This window comes from Haloarcula sp. R1-2, assembly GCF_011627385.1.
Classification (GTDB): Archaea; Halobacteriota; Halobacteria; order Halobacteriales; family Haloarculaceae; genus Haloarcula; species Haloarcula marismortui.
The window spans coordinates 430,482-447,569 of the sequence record NZ_JAANTG010000001.1; the positions used below are offsets into that span (position 1 = coordinate 430,482).

Sequence of the window (17,088 nt, forward strand, 5' to 3'; positions counted from 1 at the left end):
GACCCCCTCTCATCTTTCCATACAGGAACACAATGACAGACGACAGCCCCCTTTCGATACGCGGTTGCGTCAGAACCGCTGGCACCCCGCTCGCGCTCGTCGCGCTCGTCCTCCTCGCGGGGACGGTCCCCGCGCTCGCTGCAGGGCAGAGTACGCCAGCAATCAGCATCGAGACCGGCTCCGTCGCTGCCGGTGAAACGATGGCCGTGCCGGTCGTTCTCACCAGCGCACCGGACGGACTGGCCGGCTACCAGCTCGAACTCTCCGTCGATGACCCCGCAGTCGCCCGATTTGAGAACGCAAGCTACCCCGACCGCCTCGGCCTCACGACTGACCCTGTCATTAGTTCAGACGGTGAGACAGTCACGCTTGAGGCGGCTGACCTCGACGGGCAGATAGAACCCGGCGCGAGCGACGTGCCGCTCGCGACGGTCCAACTCACCGGTGTCGCCGGCGGCGAGACACAGGTGACCGTCGCGTCGAGTCAGGTCGACGCGGACGGCGGCGGCGCGGTCGAACCTGCGACCGAGCCGACGGCGGTCGCAGTCTCTCCGAGCGCATCGACGGAGACAGTGACCGCTGTGACCGACGCATCGTCATCCGCCAGCGAGTCCACAGCCGAGTCAGCGGGCACCGCAAGCGCCGCAGGTACCACAGCGGATAGCGGCGACCGGTCGACGACTAGCGCGAACGGGCCACTCCCAATAGCGCTGGCCATCGCCGCACTCGCTGCGGTGGCGGCGCTCGCAGCTAGAACGAGCCGACAACCGTAGCACCAGACCAACCTATCCATGCCACAATCAGACACCACTGTTGCACCGATGGACAGTTCGACCTATCGTGAGTACATCCTCAACATACGCATCACCGAACGAACGACAGGCGAGGGCGACACACGCTACCGATTCGAGGCCCCTGACCACGAGGGCGTCGAGTTCGATGACCCCGAGATGGCAACGCTATACGCTGATGTGTACTTCGACGTGAACGGCTTCCAAGAGGCCGGGACCGGCGAGCGCGGCGTGCCACCGACAGTCATACAGGCTGGCCGTGATACGCTGGTCGCCTACTTTCTCACACAGGACGGCATCAATGTCCACTGGGCCGCGTCGTTCTACGGCGAGAAACCGGAGAAAATCGAACGGTACGTGTCACGCGTCCGCAAGCGGTCGAAGAAGATCCGCGAGGGGGCGAAAGAACAGGGCCACGCCTGAGTACCGCTACACTGTGACAGACTGCGGGCCGAGTCCACTGATGGAGCAGACAGACCCCTCACAAGCGTCCTGCTCCTGTAGCACTGTGCCATCTGGCTCGTATATTTAATAGATAATATATTCGGCAAAAATAGCGCTGCATCGTGATTTATTCGCAAACTGTCTGTTACCCTGCAACCGGGATATCTCTGTGCAGAAAATATCCTTATACGCACATATTATAAACCGGTTTTAAAACACCCTCCGCTTGAACAGGTGCATGGTCGATTTTAGTCGACGACAGGTACTCTCGAAATCGGTGGCAGCTGCGCTTGGGGCTAGTGTCATCGGTGTGGCAAGTGGTGATGAGGTCGCAGAATCTGAGACAGTTGGCTCGGGGACTGTCAAGGGTGACCTCAAACGATTTTCGACGACAGCGTTCGGGGCGGAGGTGACAGGGCCGTTTGTCTTCCAGAACGGGGCACTCCTGTACAGTCTCCAGCATCCTGAGGAGAAAAATCCGGAGCCGTTCGACACTGCTGGAATCGGCTATTTCAGTGGTTTCCAGTTCGAACTTGATGGGACTAACGACGACTTCGACGAGCTGTCGACGCCACAGACCGAGGCGGAGCAGCGTCAGGTCCGGTCAGGCGACGGGGAATACGAAATCCTCGCACACGGTCGGGACAAAATCAACGACGGCGAGGAGCGCCTCGGCGTGACGCAGACGCCGGACGGAACAGACATCACGCTAGACAATTTCGAAGGGACGCAGTACGGTGCGGCTGGGACGAACCCTGACTGTAATCAGTTTGTCCCGACAGACGAGGACGGAACTGAAGGGTACCTGTTTACCAACTGGGAGAACAGTCCGGGCAACGTCAGTCGAATCCCGTTGCGCCAGACTTTCGACGGCGAGTGGGAAGCCGACCTCGATGACGCGATCAACCTGGCGAACACGGAGCCGTTCCGTGAGATCGGTGGCACGCGGATCAACTGTTACGGCGATCTTAGCCCGTGGGGAACAATGATCTCTTCAGAGGAGAACTACGCCCACCCCCGTGTGTCGCTGACCAACCAAGTCGGTGACATCGTCGACGCCGGCACCGGAAAGGGACGCATCGGTGGTGCGCAGTTCTGGAACCGACCGAACCCGACTGAGATTCAGAGCGCCGTCGACGACTACTACGGCGACGAAGCCTGGAGCATCCAGGGATACTGGGCGCTGGACGGCGTGGAATTCCTCGCGTATTATCTCGGTTCTGAGCAGTCATATCAGAACTCAAACAGCAATAGCACCGAACCGATCTCTGATACGTATCCGAACCCGTACCGATATGGCTACCACGTCGACTTCCGCGAGCCGACCGCCGACCCGCCACAGCCAGTCAAGTACTACGTGATGGGGCGGGCCTCGTGGGAGGCACCGAACATTCAGGCCGACGAGCAAACTGTCTATATGTGCTCGGACGGCGACAGCAAGGGCATCTACAAGTTCGTCGCCGACGAGCGGATTCCGAAGTACGACGACCCGATGGACGTGTCGGGCACGCTGTACGCGCCGAAGATTACGAACCCACAGGCGGACGCGTCGACGGTTGGCACACGGAAGTCTCCGGCTGAGTACTCGCTCGACATCGAGTGGATTCCGCTGGGTAGTGCAAGCAACGCGGAAATCGAAGAGTGGATTGCCGAATACGACGACATCACGCAATCTGACTATCTCCGAGTCCACGCCGGGTCTGACTGGATGGAGGACCGCGAGGCCGCCCTCGAGGAGGCTGACCGAGAAGTCATCGAGAACGGCAACCAGAACTACATCACCAACGAGGAAATTGTCGAGTGGGCCGACCAGTACTACGCCGAAGGTCCTGACGGCGTTGACGAGGAACTCCGCCGGGTTCCGTTCCTCGAAACCCGTGCGGCGGCAAAGGAAATCGGCGTATCGATCGAGTTCAACAAAGCAGAGGGTGTCGACAGCAAGGACGGTGCCGGACCGGGCGACCCAGTCTACTTCGGTATTTCGGAGTTCAACGACGACCTCGCAAACGACGAGGGCGACATCCAGATGGACCGCGTTGACGGCGGGGTCGTCTATCGCGGTGTGCTTGAATCCGACTACAACATCTCGACGCTCGAACCGGTCATTGTCGGCCCCGACTTCACCGACGAGCCAGAAGACGCCGACGACGCGCTCCGGAACGTCGATAACGTCTACGTGATGGACGACGGACGCGTCCTCTGCTGTGAGGACGGCTTCGGCGGCCCCGCGCGTTCGTACCCGAACGACGGGCTCTACGTCTACGAGCCACAGGAGCCCGAAGAAAAGACGAGAAACGGGAATAGCGGTAACGGCAACAGCGGCAACGGTAACAACGGCAACGAAAATAGCAACAACGGTAACGAGAATGGCCACAGCGGCAACGGGAGCAACAGCTAACGAGGCACGCCGCTGACCAAGCACCACTCCGACAGCTACCCAGCTTTCGATTTTACCCAAGAAATGGCTCAGACTGACAACTCAAACACTGTAACCGACTTAGAGACGTATCGTGAGCATATCCTCGGCGTCCGAATCACCGAACGGACCACTGCTGACGGCGAGACACGGTATCGCTTTGAGGCCCCAGATCACCAGAGAATTGCATTCGACGACCCGGACACGGCGACGCTGTACGCTGATGTGTACTTCGACGTAAATGGTTTTCAGGAGGCCGGGACCGGCGACCGCGGCGTGCCGCCGACGGTCATACAGGCGGGCCGTGATACGCTCGTCGCGTACTTCCTCACGCAGGACGGCGTCGACGTTCACTGGGCCGCGTCGTTCTACGGCGAGAAACCGGAGAAAATCGAACGGTACGTGTCACGCGTCCGTAAGCGGTCGAAGAAAATCCGCGAAGGGGCGAAAGAACGGGGCCACGCCTGAGTCGCCACTGCAGCGTCTCTAGTAGTTCCAGCGGCAAGATCGACACCGGACGACGCGACTGCATACGCAGTCGGTGCGCTGCCAGAACGGAACAGCGACCGCATCGAACTGACGCTGTGCACGAGTAGATTCGCCGGAAACAGGGCTATTGGAACGCGAGGCTTTTTCATATCGGGAGTGTGAGCGTCAGTTAATGGTCGGTGATCAGTGATGTCGATTCGTGTCGACTGGCGACAGAGTATCGCCTTGACCGGCACTGTGATCAAGTATCTTGCCGTGGCAATGCTGGTCCCGCTGGGTATCAGTCTCGTGTACGGCGATGACACGATTGTCTTCCTGATTTCTATCGCAATCGCCATCACGCTCGGCGTAGCGATAGAGCAAGTCAGCGACAGCCACGAACTCGGGCCACGCGAAGCGCTGCTGTTCGTCGGGCTCTCGTGGGGGGCTGTCGCAGTCATCGGTGCGATTCCCTACGTTATCGCCGGGTACGGGACCGAATCAGCGCTCGGTGAGCCTGTGAACGCACTGTTCGAGTCGATGTCCGGGTTTACAACCACTGGCGCGACTGCTACCGATGAAATATCGTTTGCTCGCCACTCCCACGCGCTGCTGATGTGGCGACAGCTCACCCAGTGGCTCGGCGGGATGGGTATCATCGTCCTGATGGTCGCCATTCTCCCAGAGGCAGCCGTCAACGGGGCACAGTTGATCGAATCGGAGGCACCCGGCCCCGAACTGCAGAAACTGACGCCGAAGATAGCCGAGACTGCCCGACTCCTCTGGCTGTTCTATCTGGGCTTTACCGTTCTGTATATCCTCATTCTGCTTGGCCTCCATTACACAGGCTACGCACCGAATATGGACGCTTACAACGCCGTTGCCCACGGGTTCACAACGCTGCCGACCGGCGGCTTCTCGCCACAGGCTGAGAGCATCGCCTACTTCTCACCGGCCGTCCAGTGGGCCGTCATCCCGTTCATGCTCATTGCCGGGATGAACTTCGCGTTGTTTTACCTCCTGTTGCAGGACGAGTATGCCGCCTTCCTCCAGGACCGTGAACTCCAGGCGTACCTCGGTGCAAACGCCGGCGTGGCCGTCATCCTCTGGGGCCTGCTGTTTACCGGGTCCGCACCGCCGCTCGAACTCGGTGGCATCACGCAGGGTGCGCTGGAGAACTCGCTCAGGCAAGCCACATTCCAGGTCGCCTCGCTGCTGAACTCGACCGGGTACGCGACGAGTAACTTCGCTGAGTGGGGCAACACCGCACAGGGAGTCCTGTTGTTCGCGATGTTCATCGGCGGCTCCGCAGGGTCGACCGGTGGCGGCATCAAGATCGTCCGGTGGCTCGTCGTGCTCAAGAGTATCCGACGGCAACTGTTCACGACAGCCCATCCCAGTGCCGTCAGACCAGTTCGGCTCGGCGGGCAGGTCATCGACGAGGACGTCATCAACGCGATATACGGATTCACGCTTTTGTACCTGCTCACGTTCGGCATCGCGACGGTGTTTCTCCTCCTTGATGCGGGCCGTGTCGGACTCGAACTAACTGTCTTCGAGGCCATCAGCGCAAGTCTTGCGACTATCGGGAATATCGGCCCCGGGTTCGGGTTTCTGGGGCCGTTCGGGACCTACGAACTCTTCCCGGAGACCAGCAAACTGCTGATGATATTCCTGATGTGGATCGGTCGACTGGAGATAATCCCGGTGTTCGTGCTATTCACGGGTGCGTTCTGGAACGAGTGAGTCCGGGAAACACCTTCTGCCGTTGTTTGTAGCTGCCAGTTCAGTTATATTCCTCCCAGATAGAGATGTGAGTATGTCTAGTCATGAAAACGAGCCGACACCGCCTGAGGGGCTCCCGGATGAAGTAGCAGCGGAACTGCCACAGTTGACGCCTGATGAACTCCGCAATACGATCATCTATGCGCAGGAGCTGTTACAATTCCACGACGAGACGGCCTCACCGGTAGAGCCGGGCCCCAACGAGGAAATCCTTCGTGCGACCAAACGCGACGGCTACACCGAGGTGGTGAAGCGGACGACCTGTGCTGAAGACTGTGGTGACTGCCCACACGGTCCGTATCTCTACCATGTCAAGGAGGAGACCAGACCCGAGGGCGGTACCAAAGTCCACTGGATGTTCCTCGGCGAAGTCTACCCTGATGAAGAGTGAAAGACTGCGGGGCGACCGCTCAGCTACGGGTCGAGCCCGTACAGCCCGGCGCGGATGAACACGAGTATCGGGATAATCTCCAGTCGGCCGACCCACATATTCAACACGAACATCCCCTCCGCAATCGCGGGCATCGACGGGCCGGTGATGCCCGATGAAAGGCCGACGTTCCCCTGCGCGCTGGCGACTTCGAACAGGGCATCGGCGTAGCCGAACGCTGGTCCTGCGACGTTGGTGAGGACGACGCTGCTGATGATGAGAATGATGAGCCACAGCAGCGTGACGATGGCCGCTTCGCTGAACTCCCGCTCCATCGACTCACGGTCGAGCGTCCGGTTGCCAATACGGGCCGTAATCACCGCGTTTGTCGGGAGGAACACCCGCGAGAACTGCCAGATGATGCCGCGAACGATGGTGTAGCCCCGGATGATTTTGATGCCTCCGACAGTGGACCCCGCAGCGCCGCCAAGCACCATCGCACCGGCCACGAGTACCTTGCCGCCGGCAAGCCAGCGACCGATTGGTGCCGACTGGAAGCCGGTACAGCTGAGAGCGCTGACCCACTGGAACGTCGAGTCCCGGACCGCATCGAGCTGTGCGGCGTTGAGCATCGGCACGGAAACCGGCAGGAACGACTGGGTGGCAAACGCCTCAGTCGTCGCAGGAACGGACCACGCGTTTTGTACTGAGAGACCAACGACGCCGACCGTGAGCAGGATGAACAGCCAGCGGGTCTGCAGGTCCGTCACCAGTTCACGAACCTGCCTGTCGTGTAAGACGACGTAGTGGACCGGGAACGCAATCGCACCGAGAATCATAATCGGCAACAGGACGGTCTCGACAAGCGGCGAGTTGTACGTTGCAATCGAGTTGTCAGTGACCGAGAACCCGCCGGTCGTGAGCCCAGTCATGGCATGGTTGAGTGCCTGCCAGGCGACCTCCCACAGCGGCAGCGACTCCGCGTACTCGCTGTCGCTGGCGAGGATAGCACCGAACAGCAGCGCGAACGAAAGGACTGTGTAGCCGACAACGAGTTTCCAGACCGTTCGGACGGTAGAGACGACGCTTGGATGGATCTTTTCCTCTCGGGCCTCGCTCTGGTAAAGGGCGTAACTACCGCTGCCGGGTCGTGAAAGGATAGACACGGTCAGGACGATGACGCCGACGCCGCCGACGTACTGGATGAACGACCGCCACCACTGGACTGCGCGGGGGAGCGAGGGCTCGTGAACCGCCATCGTCAGGCCGCTCCCGGTCCATCCGCTCATGCTCTCGAAAAAGGCATGGAGCGGATTCCGGAAGTACGCCAGACTGGAAAGCGTCGTCGTTCCGCCGACCCTGATCGGCGCCCACGTACTCGTGTCCGTTCCGACCGGAACAAACGTATCCATGACAGCAGGAGGCGTGAACCACGCGGTCAACAGGAACGGCAACGAGCCGAACGCGGCGACCAGCAGCCACCCGCCGGCGGCGATGACCATGCCGTGTTTCATCTGTGGGGCTGGAGCATCGGAGAACCCGCGGTTCGCGAGACCGCCGACGCCAGCGGTCATCCCGGCCGCGGTAAAGAACCCAAACGCGGCGTAGAACTCTTGAAAGCCCAGCGCAACCGCGGCTGTAATCGTCATCAACCCGGCCTCCATCAGCAGGAGGGACCCGATATCGCGGGCGATTGTCTGCAGGTCTGTCGGGAACAGCCCGCCGTTCCGTCGTGACATATCAGTTGTGGTCCTCGGAGTGACCGAAGATGTCAGTCACCTCCGGCGTCGCACCCTCTCCCGAGTAGACCGTGAGGAGGTCGTCCGCCTCGATACGCGTATCGCCGCGGGGCGTTATTGGGTCACCATCGCCATTACGCTCGATAGCTACGATAAGCGTCTGGCCGCCGATGAGGCCGTCTGTGTTGGCCTCCTGCAACGTTTTGCCTGCAATCGGTGCGTCAGGCTGGACCGTTATCTCGAACACTTCCGCGTGATCGCCAATGCGCATGAAGTCAACGATAGACGGCCGTTTGACGGCCCGATAGAGATACTCGGCGATGAGCCGCTGTGGGTTCTGCATCGTGTTGACGCCGATCTGGCGGAACACGTTCATGTGCTCGGGATTGTGGACAACTGAGACGATGTCCGGCACTTCGAGTTCCTGTGCCAGCAGACAGACCATGATGTTGGTCGCGTCCTGATCGGTTGTCGAGATGAGCGCGTCGGCACGGTCTGCACCGGCGTCCTCTAGCGTATCCTTCACCGTCGCGTCGTCGTTGATAACGAGACAGTCGTACTGTCTCGACGCGCGTTCCGCTCGTTCCGCGTCGCGTTCGATAACGACGACCTCGTTGCCCCCTGCTGTCGCAATCTCAAGCAACGGCGACCCGATATCACCGGCACCAACGATGACAATATACATTTTTGCCAGTGTACTGAACCGATGGTTGAAAGCCTACCGTTCCCAGTCACAGGGAGGCCATTGCGGTAATTCGGGGCAGTCCCGCTCCCAAACCACTATACTGTCCCCGACTGAATCCCACGGTATGGCAACTCTCACCGAGCAGTTCGACCATCCAGCGTGGCTGACAGCCGCCGGGACGCTGGCCGGCTATGGCATCATCCTCCTATTCATGTTCCTGTTGCTGTTTATTCTGCCGTATCTCCTGTTTCCAGCCTAAGACGGGGTACTGCAGCCGGACGCCGGTGTATCGCATTACTAGACAGAACCACATCGGCTGCTGCGGTCAATATGACCGCTACAGGGGTATCGCAGTTAGTAAATAGGTCCGTGTGGGAGTACACGTCGATGGAAGGGAAGGCAGCAGCGCCCGCAGCAGGGACGGTCCTCAACGCGCTCGCGACCGGCCGCGGCGCGGCGTTTGCTATCGACGAGTACACGACAGCGACCGTCACGCTCTCGACCGAAACCGACGGCGTCACCGGTGAGGTGGACGGTGCGCCGGACGCCGACACGCGGCTCATCGAACGCTGTGTCGAGTACGTCATCGACGCCCACGGCGGCCCACAGAACGTGGGTGTCCCGGCAGTCTCCGGCGGGACCGCCCGCACCGAGAGCGAGGTCCCGATGGCGTCGGGGCTCAAAAGCTCCAGTGCGGCCGCAAACGCGACTGTCATGGCGACGCTCGACGCGCTTGACGCGACCGAGCGGATGAGCCGCGAGGACATGGCCCGTCTCGGCGTCATGGCCGCCCGCGACGTGGGTGTCACCGTCACCGGGGCCTTCGACGACGCGTCGGCGTCGATGCTCGGCGGCGTCACCGTCACCGACAACGAGGATGACGCGCTCCTAGCCCGCGAGGAAATCGACTGGGATGTGCTCGTCTGGACGCCGCCGGAACAGTCTTTCAGTGCTGACGCGGATGTCGAGCGATGCCGGCAGATCGCACCGATGGCCCGCCTCGTCGAGGACCTCGCACTCGATGGCGACTACCAGCGGGCCATGACCGTCAACGGCCTCGCGTTCTCGGCCGCGCTGGATTTCGAGACGGACCCGGTTCTCGACGCACTCCAGCACGTCGAGGGCGTCTCACTGTCCGGAACGGGGCCGTCGTTTACCGCCGTCGGCGAACGGGCGGCACTCGAAGCTGTACAGGACACCTGGGACAAGCGACCCGGGGCGACCTGGCTGACGACGACACAAACAGAGGGAGCACACACAGTATGAGCACAAATCCGAATCCAGAGGACATGTCGCTGGACGAACTGCGCGACGAAATCCGGACGATCGACCGCGAAATCGTCGAGAAAATCGCACAGCGAACCTACGTGGCCGACACCATCGCACAGGTCAAAGACGAGAAGGGGTTGCCGACGACCGACGAGCAACAGGAGCAGGCCGTCATGGACCGCGCCGGCGACAACGCGGAGCAGTTCGACGTCGACCAGAATCTCGTCAAAGCGATCTTCCGGCTCCTGATCGAACTGAACAAGGTCGAACAGCGAGAGAACAGATAGTAAGAACCTGTTGTGATGTGGTCGGTATAGTCCGAGACTCGGTTTTAACGCTCACTCACCACCTTCACCGTCCTGTTAGTACTCCCAGAGACGGTTGATCCGTGAGTCGATATCGGGATGGGCTGCCCGGAGCGCGTCGACATCGGTTTCGCCGTCGACGTTGATTACGTGGACCTCACCCCGTTGCCCCCCGTACACGTCCTGAAAGTCGTAGACGACACCGAACACGTCGACGGCGTCGGGCACGTCATCGCTGTCTCGGAGGAACTCGACTTGCCTGTCGACGTTGTACTCGACGAGTCGGTTGACAGCCGCCGCCCGCTCGATGTCTTCGGGAAGGTGTTCCAGCGCGGGCTCAAGATGCGGTTTGAGAACGCCGAGACAGTGCTCGATACCGGCCGGCTCATCGAGGCCGTCCGTCAGGTCGTCGTAGGTCGCCGTCACCGCTCCACAGCCGGTGTGGCCGACGACGATGGCGGTTTCGGTCATCGTGTGCTCGATGGGGTACAACACGTCACCCGAGACCGCCTCGCCGGACGCGGTCTGCTGGATAACTCGGTTCCCGATGTTGCTACAGGTAAAGAGATGCCCCGGCTCGCTGTTGCCCCACATATGGTCCTGCAGCACCCGCGAGTCGGAGCAACAGACCGTGACAGCATCGGGTGTTTGTGAGTTCTGGACGCTGTCGAACCGGTCCCGGAACGCCGCCGCGTGGTCGGCGTTTCCGGCAAGTAAATCACGTAATAACTGACTCATGCGTGGGCAGATAGCCGCCATGCAGTAAACTCATTGGACTTGGGCAGTGTTGGCGTCTGCAACTCGGCACTGACTACAGGTCCGTGCTTTCAGAATGCTCTGGCAGTGCTGAGGATGGGTTTAGAGCCAGATATATCGGGTTGCGACGTCCTACTGTGATGCAAGCCAGCGAACAGACCGGTGTGAAAGGGTAACGGTATGTGGTCGGAGAGACTTGAGCAAAAGAGCCTCTGCTGGCAATTTTGGAGCGTGAAACGCGAGAAATGGGGTCGGAGGGATTTGAACCCCCGATCGGCTGATATCTCCGTCCTGCGCCTCGGAACTCCAGAGGGTCATCGTCGCGAACCGGTGATCAGCCGGCCGCTCAGTATATCAGCCCTTGGAGTGTCGTCCCAGGCGCGTGGCCTCTGGAGTCAGCCGCCTTCCCGGACTAGGCCACGACCCCGCACTCCGGCGTAAGCCGACTCGGATTAAAGGGATTTCGATTGGCAGACGGCGCTCAGTCGCGGTCGGTGTCAGACCAGTCGCATTCCTGGCACTTGTATCCAGTAACGAATTCTAGCGCAGAGGGCATGTACCCCACGGAGATGACGTTCTCGCCGCATTCCGGGCAGTCGTCATCGGCGTCTTCGATAGGCTCTGCGTCCATAACACCGTCTCCTTCGATGAGTTCGGCCAGGCTCTCGGGGGTCTGCATCCGACCTTGGACCACGCGATTGTCGCTCATACCGGACGACCGGGCCTGAGAGGCCTAAAAGTTCTCCCTCGTCACAGCCACGGGGCGCGTTCTTGATCCGGTTCGTACTCGACCGCGGCCCCTTCGTCGGTCTGCTCGTCGGCGGCAACGCCCTGGGACGCGCCGCCGTCGGCGAAGGCGGCGGTGAGGTCCACGGCGTCCGGTCGGTATTCCGTGTGACGCGTGCGGGCGTTCTCCGGGTCGAACGACAGCAGCGCCGTGACAGCGAGCACGGCCAGCGCCACGGGCGCGTCGGTCGGCATCACGCCGAGGACCGAAAGGGCGAGGACGCCGAGCGCGACAGCACTACCGAAGCGAAAGCGGTCGATGTCGACGGCGTTACGCAGCCACGGGCTCGCCAGTGCGACGGCGAGGGCGAAGCCGATACCGACGCCCGTGGTGGCGGCCGCGCGGAGCAAGACACCGGGTTCGATAGCGGTGACCAGCGTTGCGCCGGCGGGGTCAAGGCTCGCCAGGAGGCCGAGGACGACGATGACGGCTGGCCGCGGCAGGTACTCGCCGATTCGGGCGCTCGCGGTCTGTGCTGCGATGGCGAGGATGACGAGGCCGGCGAACCGTTCGAGGGTCCCCAGTTCGACGAGTCCCGCAATCGTCGGCGCAAGGGCCGCTTCGACGAGCGCGATCGGCATCAACACGGCTCCGATGATGAGTACAGAGCGCGCCTGCTGCCGGGGGCCGCCTTCGAGTTCGGCTAACACGACAGCGACGGTGGCCGACCCGCCGAAGACGAGCAAGCCCACTTCGAGGACGCCCATCCAGGTCGAGAGTGCCCCCGCGAGGACGAGCACCGGGAAGATGCCGTCGACGAGCGGCAGACCCATAACGGTCGCCAGCAGCCGGCCACCGCGGCCGACCTGCTGCTCGATGTCGAGTGCAATCGGGTGTCTGGAGCTACTCATGTCGTGCTACGGTTGAGCGTAACCCAACTCCCGTCGGGAGGTTCTCACTCGGTCCTGACGAACACGACAGAATTGCCAGAACTTCTTACCGAACCACGTGAACGCTGTATTGCCCGACGCTGTGGACGTCATCTGACGGGCAGTACCGTTCCGTGCGGGTTCGGTGAGTCGCATGTTTTTAATTATCCTTCATTCGCACATAACCGTTGCGTGAGAACTGCGCACATACGCCACCGTTTCTCCGGAATAGCCCGTTGTTTGTGGACGAATGTCTCACCTTCGGGACCAGGGAGTGACAAATGAGAGATCGATAGCGGATTTCTGGAACGGGGTGCCAGAGAGACGTGTGGCATCGAACCTCACGTAGCGCCGAGTCTCGCAACGTTTTTGCCGGGCCGTCGTTGACGATTTACATGGCGAACGATTCCGAGCCTTTCTCAGAGAAGCTCCGAGTGCCGGAGGCGCTGACGTTCGACGACGTACTCCTCAGACCCAAGGAGTCCCGTGTCGAACCCGACGAGGCAGATACCACAACGCGGGTCTCGAAGTCGGTCGAACTGACCGTCCCCGTTGTCTCCGCGGCAATGGACACCGTCACCGAGAGTGACATGGCGATCGCGATGGCACGCCAGGGCGGCATTGGCGTCCTCCACCGCAACATGAACGCCGACCAGATGGCGACCGAGATCGAGCGGGTCAAACGCGCCGACGAGCTCATCATTCGCGACGTCGTGACGGCCAGCCCGAACCAGACCGTCCGTGAGGTCGACGAACTGATGGAACGCGAGGGTGTCTCCGGCGCGCCGGTCGTCGACGACGACAACGGCGCAGTGCTGGGCATCATCTCCGGGACGGACATCCGGCCGTATCTGGAGGTCGGCGAGGACGACGCCGTCACGGATGCGATGACTGACGAAGTCGTCACCGCCCCCGAAGATGTGACGCCTCGCGAGGCGCTGGAACTGATGTACGACCACAAGATCGAGCGCGTCCCTATTGTCGATGGCGAGAACCGACTCGTCGGGCTGGTCACGATGCAGGGCATCCTCCAGCGCCGCGAGTACGACCAGGCTGCCCGCGCAGACGACGGCTCGCTCCGCTGTGGTGCCGCCGTCGGCCCCTTCGAGATGGACCGCGCGCAGGTCGCCGACGAGGCCGGTGCTGACATCCTGTTCATCGACTGTGCGCACGCCCACAACGCGAACGTCATCGAGAGCGCCCGCGAGATCAAGGCCGAAGTAGACGCTGACGTGGTCGTCGGCAACATCGGGACCCGGGAAGCCGCTGAGGCCGTCGTCGACTTCGCCGACGGCGTCAAGGTGGGTATCGGCCCCGGCTCCATCTGTACGACTCGTGTGGTCACCGGGTCGGGGATGCCACAGATCACCGCCGTTGCGCAGGTCGCCGACGTGGCGAGCCAGCACGACGTGCCGGTCATCGCCGACGGCGGCATCCGGTACTCCGGCGACGCCATCAAGGCCATCGCCGCGGGCGCTGACGCGGTGATGCTCGGTTCGTACTTCGCCGGGACCGACGAGGCTCCGGGCCGCGTCATCACGATGAACGGCAAGAAGTACAAGCAGTACCGCGGCATGGGCAGCGTCGGCGCGATGAACGAGGGCGGCGGCGAACGCTACCTCAAGGACGACGAAGAGGGCGAGGAGTTCGTCCCCGAAGGCGTCGAAGCCGCGACACCGTACAAGGGCTCGCTGGCCTCCGAACTCCACCAGCTCGTCGGCGGGATGCAGTCCGGGATGGGCTACGTCGGAGCCGAGACGATACCCGAGTTCAAGCAACGCGCCGAGTTCGTTCGGGTCTCTGCCGCGGGACAGCAGGAGAGCCACCCACACGACGTGATGATTACGGACGAAGCACCCAACTACAGCCCCGACAGCTAACGCTGTCGACCGAGGAACGCAAGAAAGTCGAAGCCGACTATAACGCGGTTTCGCAGGCCGGACTACACGCTTCTTTCTGTGCCGCATTTGCGTCGGGATACGCTTTGAACGACGCACCACAGCTCGCACACTCGAACGTGTCGAAGTCGGACATAGCGGCCCAGTATACTCGCGCCGCAGAAAAAATTATTTCGGGAGTGTCCGTCAGTCGTAGTAGTCTTCGTCCAGCGGCAGTTCCGTCCCGGACGACGTGACTTTGTCGACAGTCGTCTCCAGACGGAGTGTCTCACTGCACTCGGGACAGATGACCGCCACGTCGACCTGAAGAGAGTCATCGGCGTCGTAGATTCCCAGAACCTCCGCGTCAGAGGCGTACAGATACTCCGCCGACAGTTCGTGCTCGTGGTCGCGAGCGTAGTCGTACGTCATACGTGCCCGCTTCACCCGCATCTGTGTTGATGGTTTCGGCGATTCCAAGTGACAGCACATACAGGGGATCCGCTCGAAGTCGCGGACATGGGCGACTTGGAAATCAGTGTCGGCACCTGGGATGCGTTCGAAGATGCGGCAACAGCCGTCAGAACAGCAGTGTTCGTCGAGGAACAGGGCGTCTCCGAGGACGAGGAACTCGATGGAAACGACTCGGATGCGGTCCAGTTTCTTGCCCGTGACGACGAGTATCCCGTCGGGACTGCTCGGCTCCGGTTCCCCGAGTCCACGGTCGGCAAGGTTGAGCGAGTTGCGGTCCGCGAGCCCTATCGGGGCGATGGCGTCGGCGCAGCGCTGATGCGGGCCGTCGAAGACGCCGCTCGGGACGACGGCGCAACCGAACTCAAACTCCACGCACAGACCCACGTTGAACCATTTTACCAGCAGCTCGGCTATGAGACGGTTAGCGACGAATTCGAGGAAGCAGGCATTCCACACGTCGAGATGCGAAAGCGGTTGGACGGCTGAGCTAACCATACGTGGCCCTGCAGGCGCAGTACGTCGTGAGGGCTGAGGATGGTTCGCGGACGACCAGTCGTAGCTGTCCCTCGACCACAGTTATCTTATCACAAACATGTTTCCCTGCTTCCACCCTTTTCGAGATATGGTGCGACGAGCCGAGTGGGTGGCAACTGCGAAGACAGTCGCCAGCATCGCGTACGAGAGCGACATCAGGTACATCGCGACGTCGCTAGCGTACTACGCGTTCATCTCGCTCATGCCGGTGCTGTTGCTCGTGTTCATCGTCTTCGGCCGGCAACTGGCCGGCGTGGTTTCAGTCACGGGCGCGCAGTTTCTCACCCCTGACACACAGCAACTACTGTACGAGGGATTGACGGCGGCGACGGGCCGGACAGCGGCGACTGTCCTCTCCGTGGTCGTGCTGGCGTGGAGCGGTGCCAACGTCGCCGTCGGCGTCCTGACCGTCGTCGAGCGTATCGAGGCGGTGACAGAGCAGCCACTCGCGCGGCAGGTGTGTGACGCCGCAACTGTCCTCGGGACGCTTACGGCCGCCGTTCTGGTGATACTTGTCCAGAGCGTATTCTTGGCTCTCTTTGCTACCGGCCCGCTGAGCGTACTCGTCGGGTTCGCCGTCCTGTTCGTCGCGCTGACCGTCACGCTGCTGCCCCTGTATTTCGTCCCGTCACGCGTCGCGAATTCGCCACAAGATGCCCTCCCCGGCGCGATGACGACCGCAATGGGCTGGACCGCTCTCCACGCGGCAATCCAGTTCTTTGCCGCCAACGCCGGACAATACGCCATCTACGGCGTTCTCAGCGGGCTCATACTCATCCTCACGAGCACGTACGTGGCCGCGATTGTCCTGATGGTCGGCGTCGTTGTCAACGCAGTACTCGCCACCGACGCTGACGACCTGTACGACGCAAGTGGCTGAGGCTGTGACCGTCCTCTTCTGGGTCGCTCGTTCCATCATTCAAACCCCTTCCTATCGAATTCGCGCCGCTCACGGTTTTTGTTCGCGGTGCAAGAATACAGGCCAGAAGGGATTTGAACCACGGTCGGGCGTGCTTGCTTCGCGTGACCTCCCTGATGCAAACCTCTTCGGCTGACTATACCAGCGACTCGCGAATTTACGAGCCGCAGTAAGTAGCGGCCCGGAAGGGATTTGAACCACGGTCGGACGTGCTCGCTTCGCTCCGCGCGACCTCCCTGATTCAAATCCTTTGAACGTTTTCACTGCTCACTGTCGTTCGCAGGAAAACGGGCCGGAAGGGATTTGAACCACCGGAACTTCGCTCCCACAGGTCGCTCGTTCCATAGTTCAAAACCGCTTCGTAGCCGCTTTGCTCCTCACGAAGTGTTCGTCGCAAAAGCGGGCCGGAAGGGATTTGAACCCTCGACCGACGGCTTAAGAGGCCGTCGCTCTGCCAGACTGAGCTACCGGCCCAGTGCACTCAATTCTCTGGACGGCCCGGTAAAATAGGTTTTCATTCGGACGCCTCGTGTCGGTCGGTATCACGTTTCTTGTACACAGTAGTCGGCTAGCGGTGACGGACTGACAGACGAATCGCAC

The 17,088-nt window shown here is 61.3% G+C and carries 18 protein-coding genes and 2 tRNA genes; 12 read left to right on the forward strand and 8 right to left on the reverse strand.

From position 1 onward, the window contains the following. Nucleotides 1–32 precede the first annotated feature (32 nt). The 6 genes from G9C82_RS02110 to G9C82_RS02135 all read left to right on the forward strand — a co-directional run bounded on the left by G9C82_RS02110 (nt 33) and on the right by G9C82_RS02135 (nt 6,295). A complete protein-coding gene (locus tag G9C82_RS02110; protein ID WP_127013247.1) occupies nt 33–773 on the forward strand; it encodes a cell surface protein in 741 nt (246 codons plus the stop codon). A gap of 18 nt (nt 774–791) precedes the next feature. Continuing rightward, nucleotides 792–1,214: a hypothetical protein gene (locus G9C82_RS02115; RefSeq protein WP_127013248.1), complete on the forward strand. Its 423-nt coding sequence runs from the start codon at nt 792–794 to the stop codon at nt 1,212–1,214. Between the two features lie 259 nt (nt 1,215–1,473). After that, nucleotides 1,474–3,633, forward strand: coding sequence for an alkaline phosphatase PhoX (locus G9C82_RS02120; RefSeq protein ID WP_127013249.1), 2,160 nt, complete (start codon nt 1,474–1,476; stop codon nt 3,631–3,633). 63 nt (nt 3,634–3,696) lie between these two features. Next, nucleotides 3,697–4,119, forward strand: coding sequence for a hypothetical protein (locus G9C82_RS02125; protein ID WP_127013250.1), 423 nt, complete (start codon nt 3,697–3,699; stop codon nt 4,117–4,119). 210 nt (nt 4,120–4,329) lie between these two features. Beyond that, entirely contained in the window at nt 4,330–5,865 is a 1,536-nt protein-coding gene (locus tag G9C82_RS02130; protein WP_127013251.1) for a TrkH family potassium uptake protein, read from the forward strand. 73 nt (nt 5,866–5,938) lie between these two features. Continuing rightward, nucleotides 5,939–6,295: a hypothetical protein gene (locus tag G9C82_RS02135; protein ID WP_007187798.1), complete on the forward strand. Its 357-nt coding sequence runs from the start codon at nt 5,939–5,941 to the stop codon at nt 6,293–6,295. A gap of 23 nt (nt 6,296–6,318) precedes the next feature. Here the strand turns inward: G9C82_RS02135 and G9C82_RS02140 are convergent, their stop codons facing one another. Together G9C82_RS02140 and G9C82_RS02145 are read right to left on the reverse strand one after the other, a co-directional pair. Then, complete coding sequence (locus G9C82_RS02140; protein WP_121303017.1) at nt 6,319–8,013, reverse strand: potassium transporter TrkG; 1,695 nt, start codon at nt 8,011–8,013, stop codon at nt 6,319–6,321. A 1-nt stretch (nt 8,014) separates the two neighbouring features. Next, nucleotides 8,015–8,698, reverse strand: coding sequence for a TrkA family potassium uptake protein (locus G9C82_RS02145; RefSeq protein ID WP_121303016.1), 684 nt, complete (start codon nt 8,696–8,698; stop codon nt 8,015–8,017). 124 nt (nt 8,699–8,822) lie between these two features. Here G9C82_RS02145 and G9C82_RS20840 point away from each other — a divergent pair, with 124 nt between their 5' ends. From G9C82_RS20840 to G9C82_RS02155, 3 genes are all read left to right on the forward strand, one after another. Continuing rightward, a complete protein-coding gene (locus G9C82_RS20840) occupies nt 8,823–8,957 on the forward strand; it encodes a hypothetical protein (protein WP_004961683.1) in 135 nt (44 codons plus the stop codon). Nucleotides 8,958–9,085: 128 nt separating this feature from the next. Continuing rightward, the gene (locus G9C82_RS02150) at nt 9,086–9,964 is read left to right on the forward strand and encodes a shikimate kinase (protein WP_127013252.1); all 879 of its coding nucleotides are present in this window, start codon (nt 9,086–9,088) and stop codon (nt 9,962–9,964) included. After that, nucleotides 9,961–10,254, forward strand: a complete 294-nt coding sequence (locus tag G9C82_RS02155; protein ID WP_127013253.1) for a chorismate mutase — start codon at nt 9,961–9,963, stop codon at nt 10,252–10,254. The genes G9C82_RS02150 and G9C82_RS02155 overlap by 4 nt, the downstream gene beginning before the upstream one ends. Nucleotides 10,255–10,329: 75 nt before the next feature. Here G9C82_RS02155 and G9C82_RS02160 read toward each other — a convergent pair whose 3' ends face one another. From G9C82_RS02160 to G9C82_RS02175, 4 genes are all read right to left on the reverse strand, one after another. Beyond that, complete coding sequence (locus tag G9C82_RS02160) at nt 10,330–11,010, reverse strand: carbonic anhydrase (protein ID WP_127013254.1); 681 nt, start codon at nt 11,008–11,010, stop codon at nt 10,330–10,332. Nucleotides 11,011–11,274: 264 nt separating this feature from the next. Beyond that, nucleotides 11,275–11,455: transfer RNA gene (locus G9C82_RS02165), tRNA-Trp, on the reverse strand. Between the two features lie 54 nt (nt 11,456–11,509). Next, a complete protein-coding gene (locus tag G9C82_RS02170; RefSeq protein ID WP_004961693.1) occupies nt 11,510–11,737 on the reverse strand; it encodes a DUF5795 family protein in 228 nt (75 codons plus the stop codon). A 41-nt stretch (nt 11,738–11,778) separates the two neighbouring features. After that, nucleotides 11,779–12,666: a DUF5794 domain-containing protein gene (locus G9C82_RS02175; RefSeq protein ID WP_004961697.1), complete on the reverse strand. Its 888-nt coding sequence runs from the start codon at nt 12,664–12,666 to the stop codon at nt 11,779–11,781. A gap of 413 nt (nt 12,667–13,079) precedes the next feature. On the opposite strand from G9C82_RS02175, the gene guaB reads away from it, so the two are divergent. Next, the gene (gene guaB, locus G9C82_RS02180; protein WP_127013255.1) at nt 13,080–14,564 is read left to right on the forward strand and encodes an IMP dehydrogenase; all 1,485 of its coding nucleotides are present in this window, start codon (nt 13,080–13,082) and stop codon (nt 14,562–14,564) included. 204 nt (nt 14,565–14,768) lie between these two features. Here the strand turns inward: guaB and G9C82_RS02185 are convergent, their stop codons facing one another. Beyond that, nucleotides 14,769–14,993, reverse strand: coding sequence for a hypothetical protein (locus G9C82_RS02185; protein WP_004961702.1), 225 nt, complete (start codon nt 14,991–14,993; stop codon nt 14,769–14,771). 87 nt (nt 14,994–15,080) lie between these two features. On the opposite strand from G9C82_RS02185, the gene G9C82_RS02190 reads away from it, so the two are divergent. Further along, on the forward strand, nt 15,081–15,521 hold the full coding sequence (locus G9C82_RS02190) for a GNAT family N-acetyltransferase (RefSeq protein ID WP_127013818.1): 441 nt from the start codon (nt 15,081–15,083) through the stop codon (nt 15,519–15,521). Between the two features lie 136 nt (nt 15,522–15,657). Next, nucleotides 15,658–16,449 carry a YihY/virulence factor BrkB family protein gene (locus G9C82_RS02195; protein ID WP_127013256.1) on the forward strand — a complete coding sequence of 264 codons (792 nt, stop codon included), beginning with the start codon at nt 15,658–15,660 and terminating at the stop codon, nt 16,447–16,449. 439 nt (nt 16,450–16,888) lie between these two features. On the opposite strand, the gene G9C82_RS02200 is transcribed toward G9C82_RS02195, so the two are convergent. Further along, nucleotides 16,889–16,962 (reverse strand) — tRNA-Lys (locus G9C82_RS02200). Between the last annotated feature and the right edge of the window lie 126 nt (nt 16,963–17,088).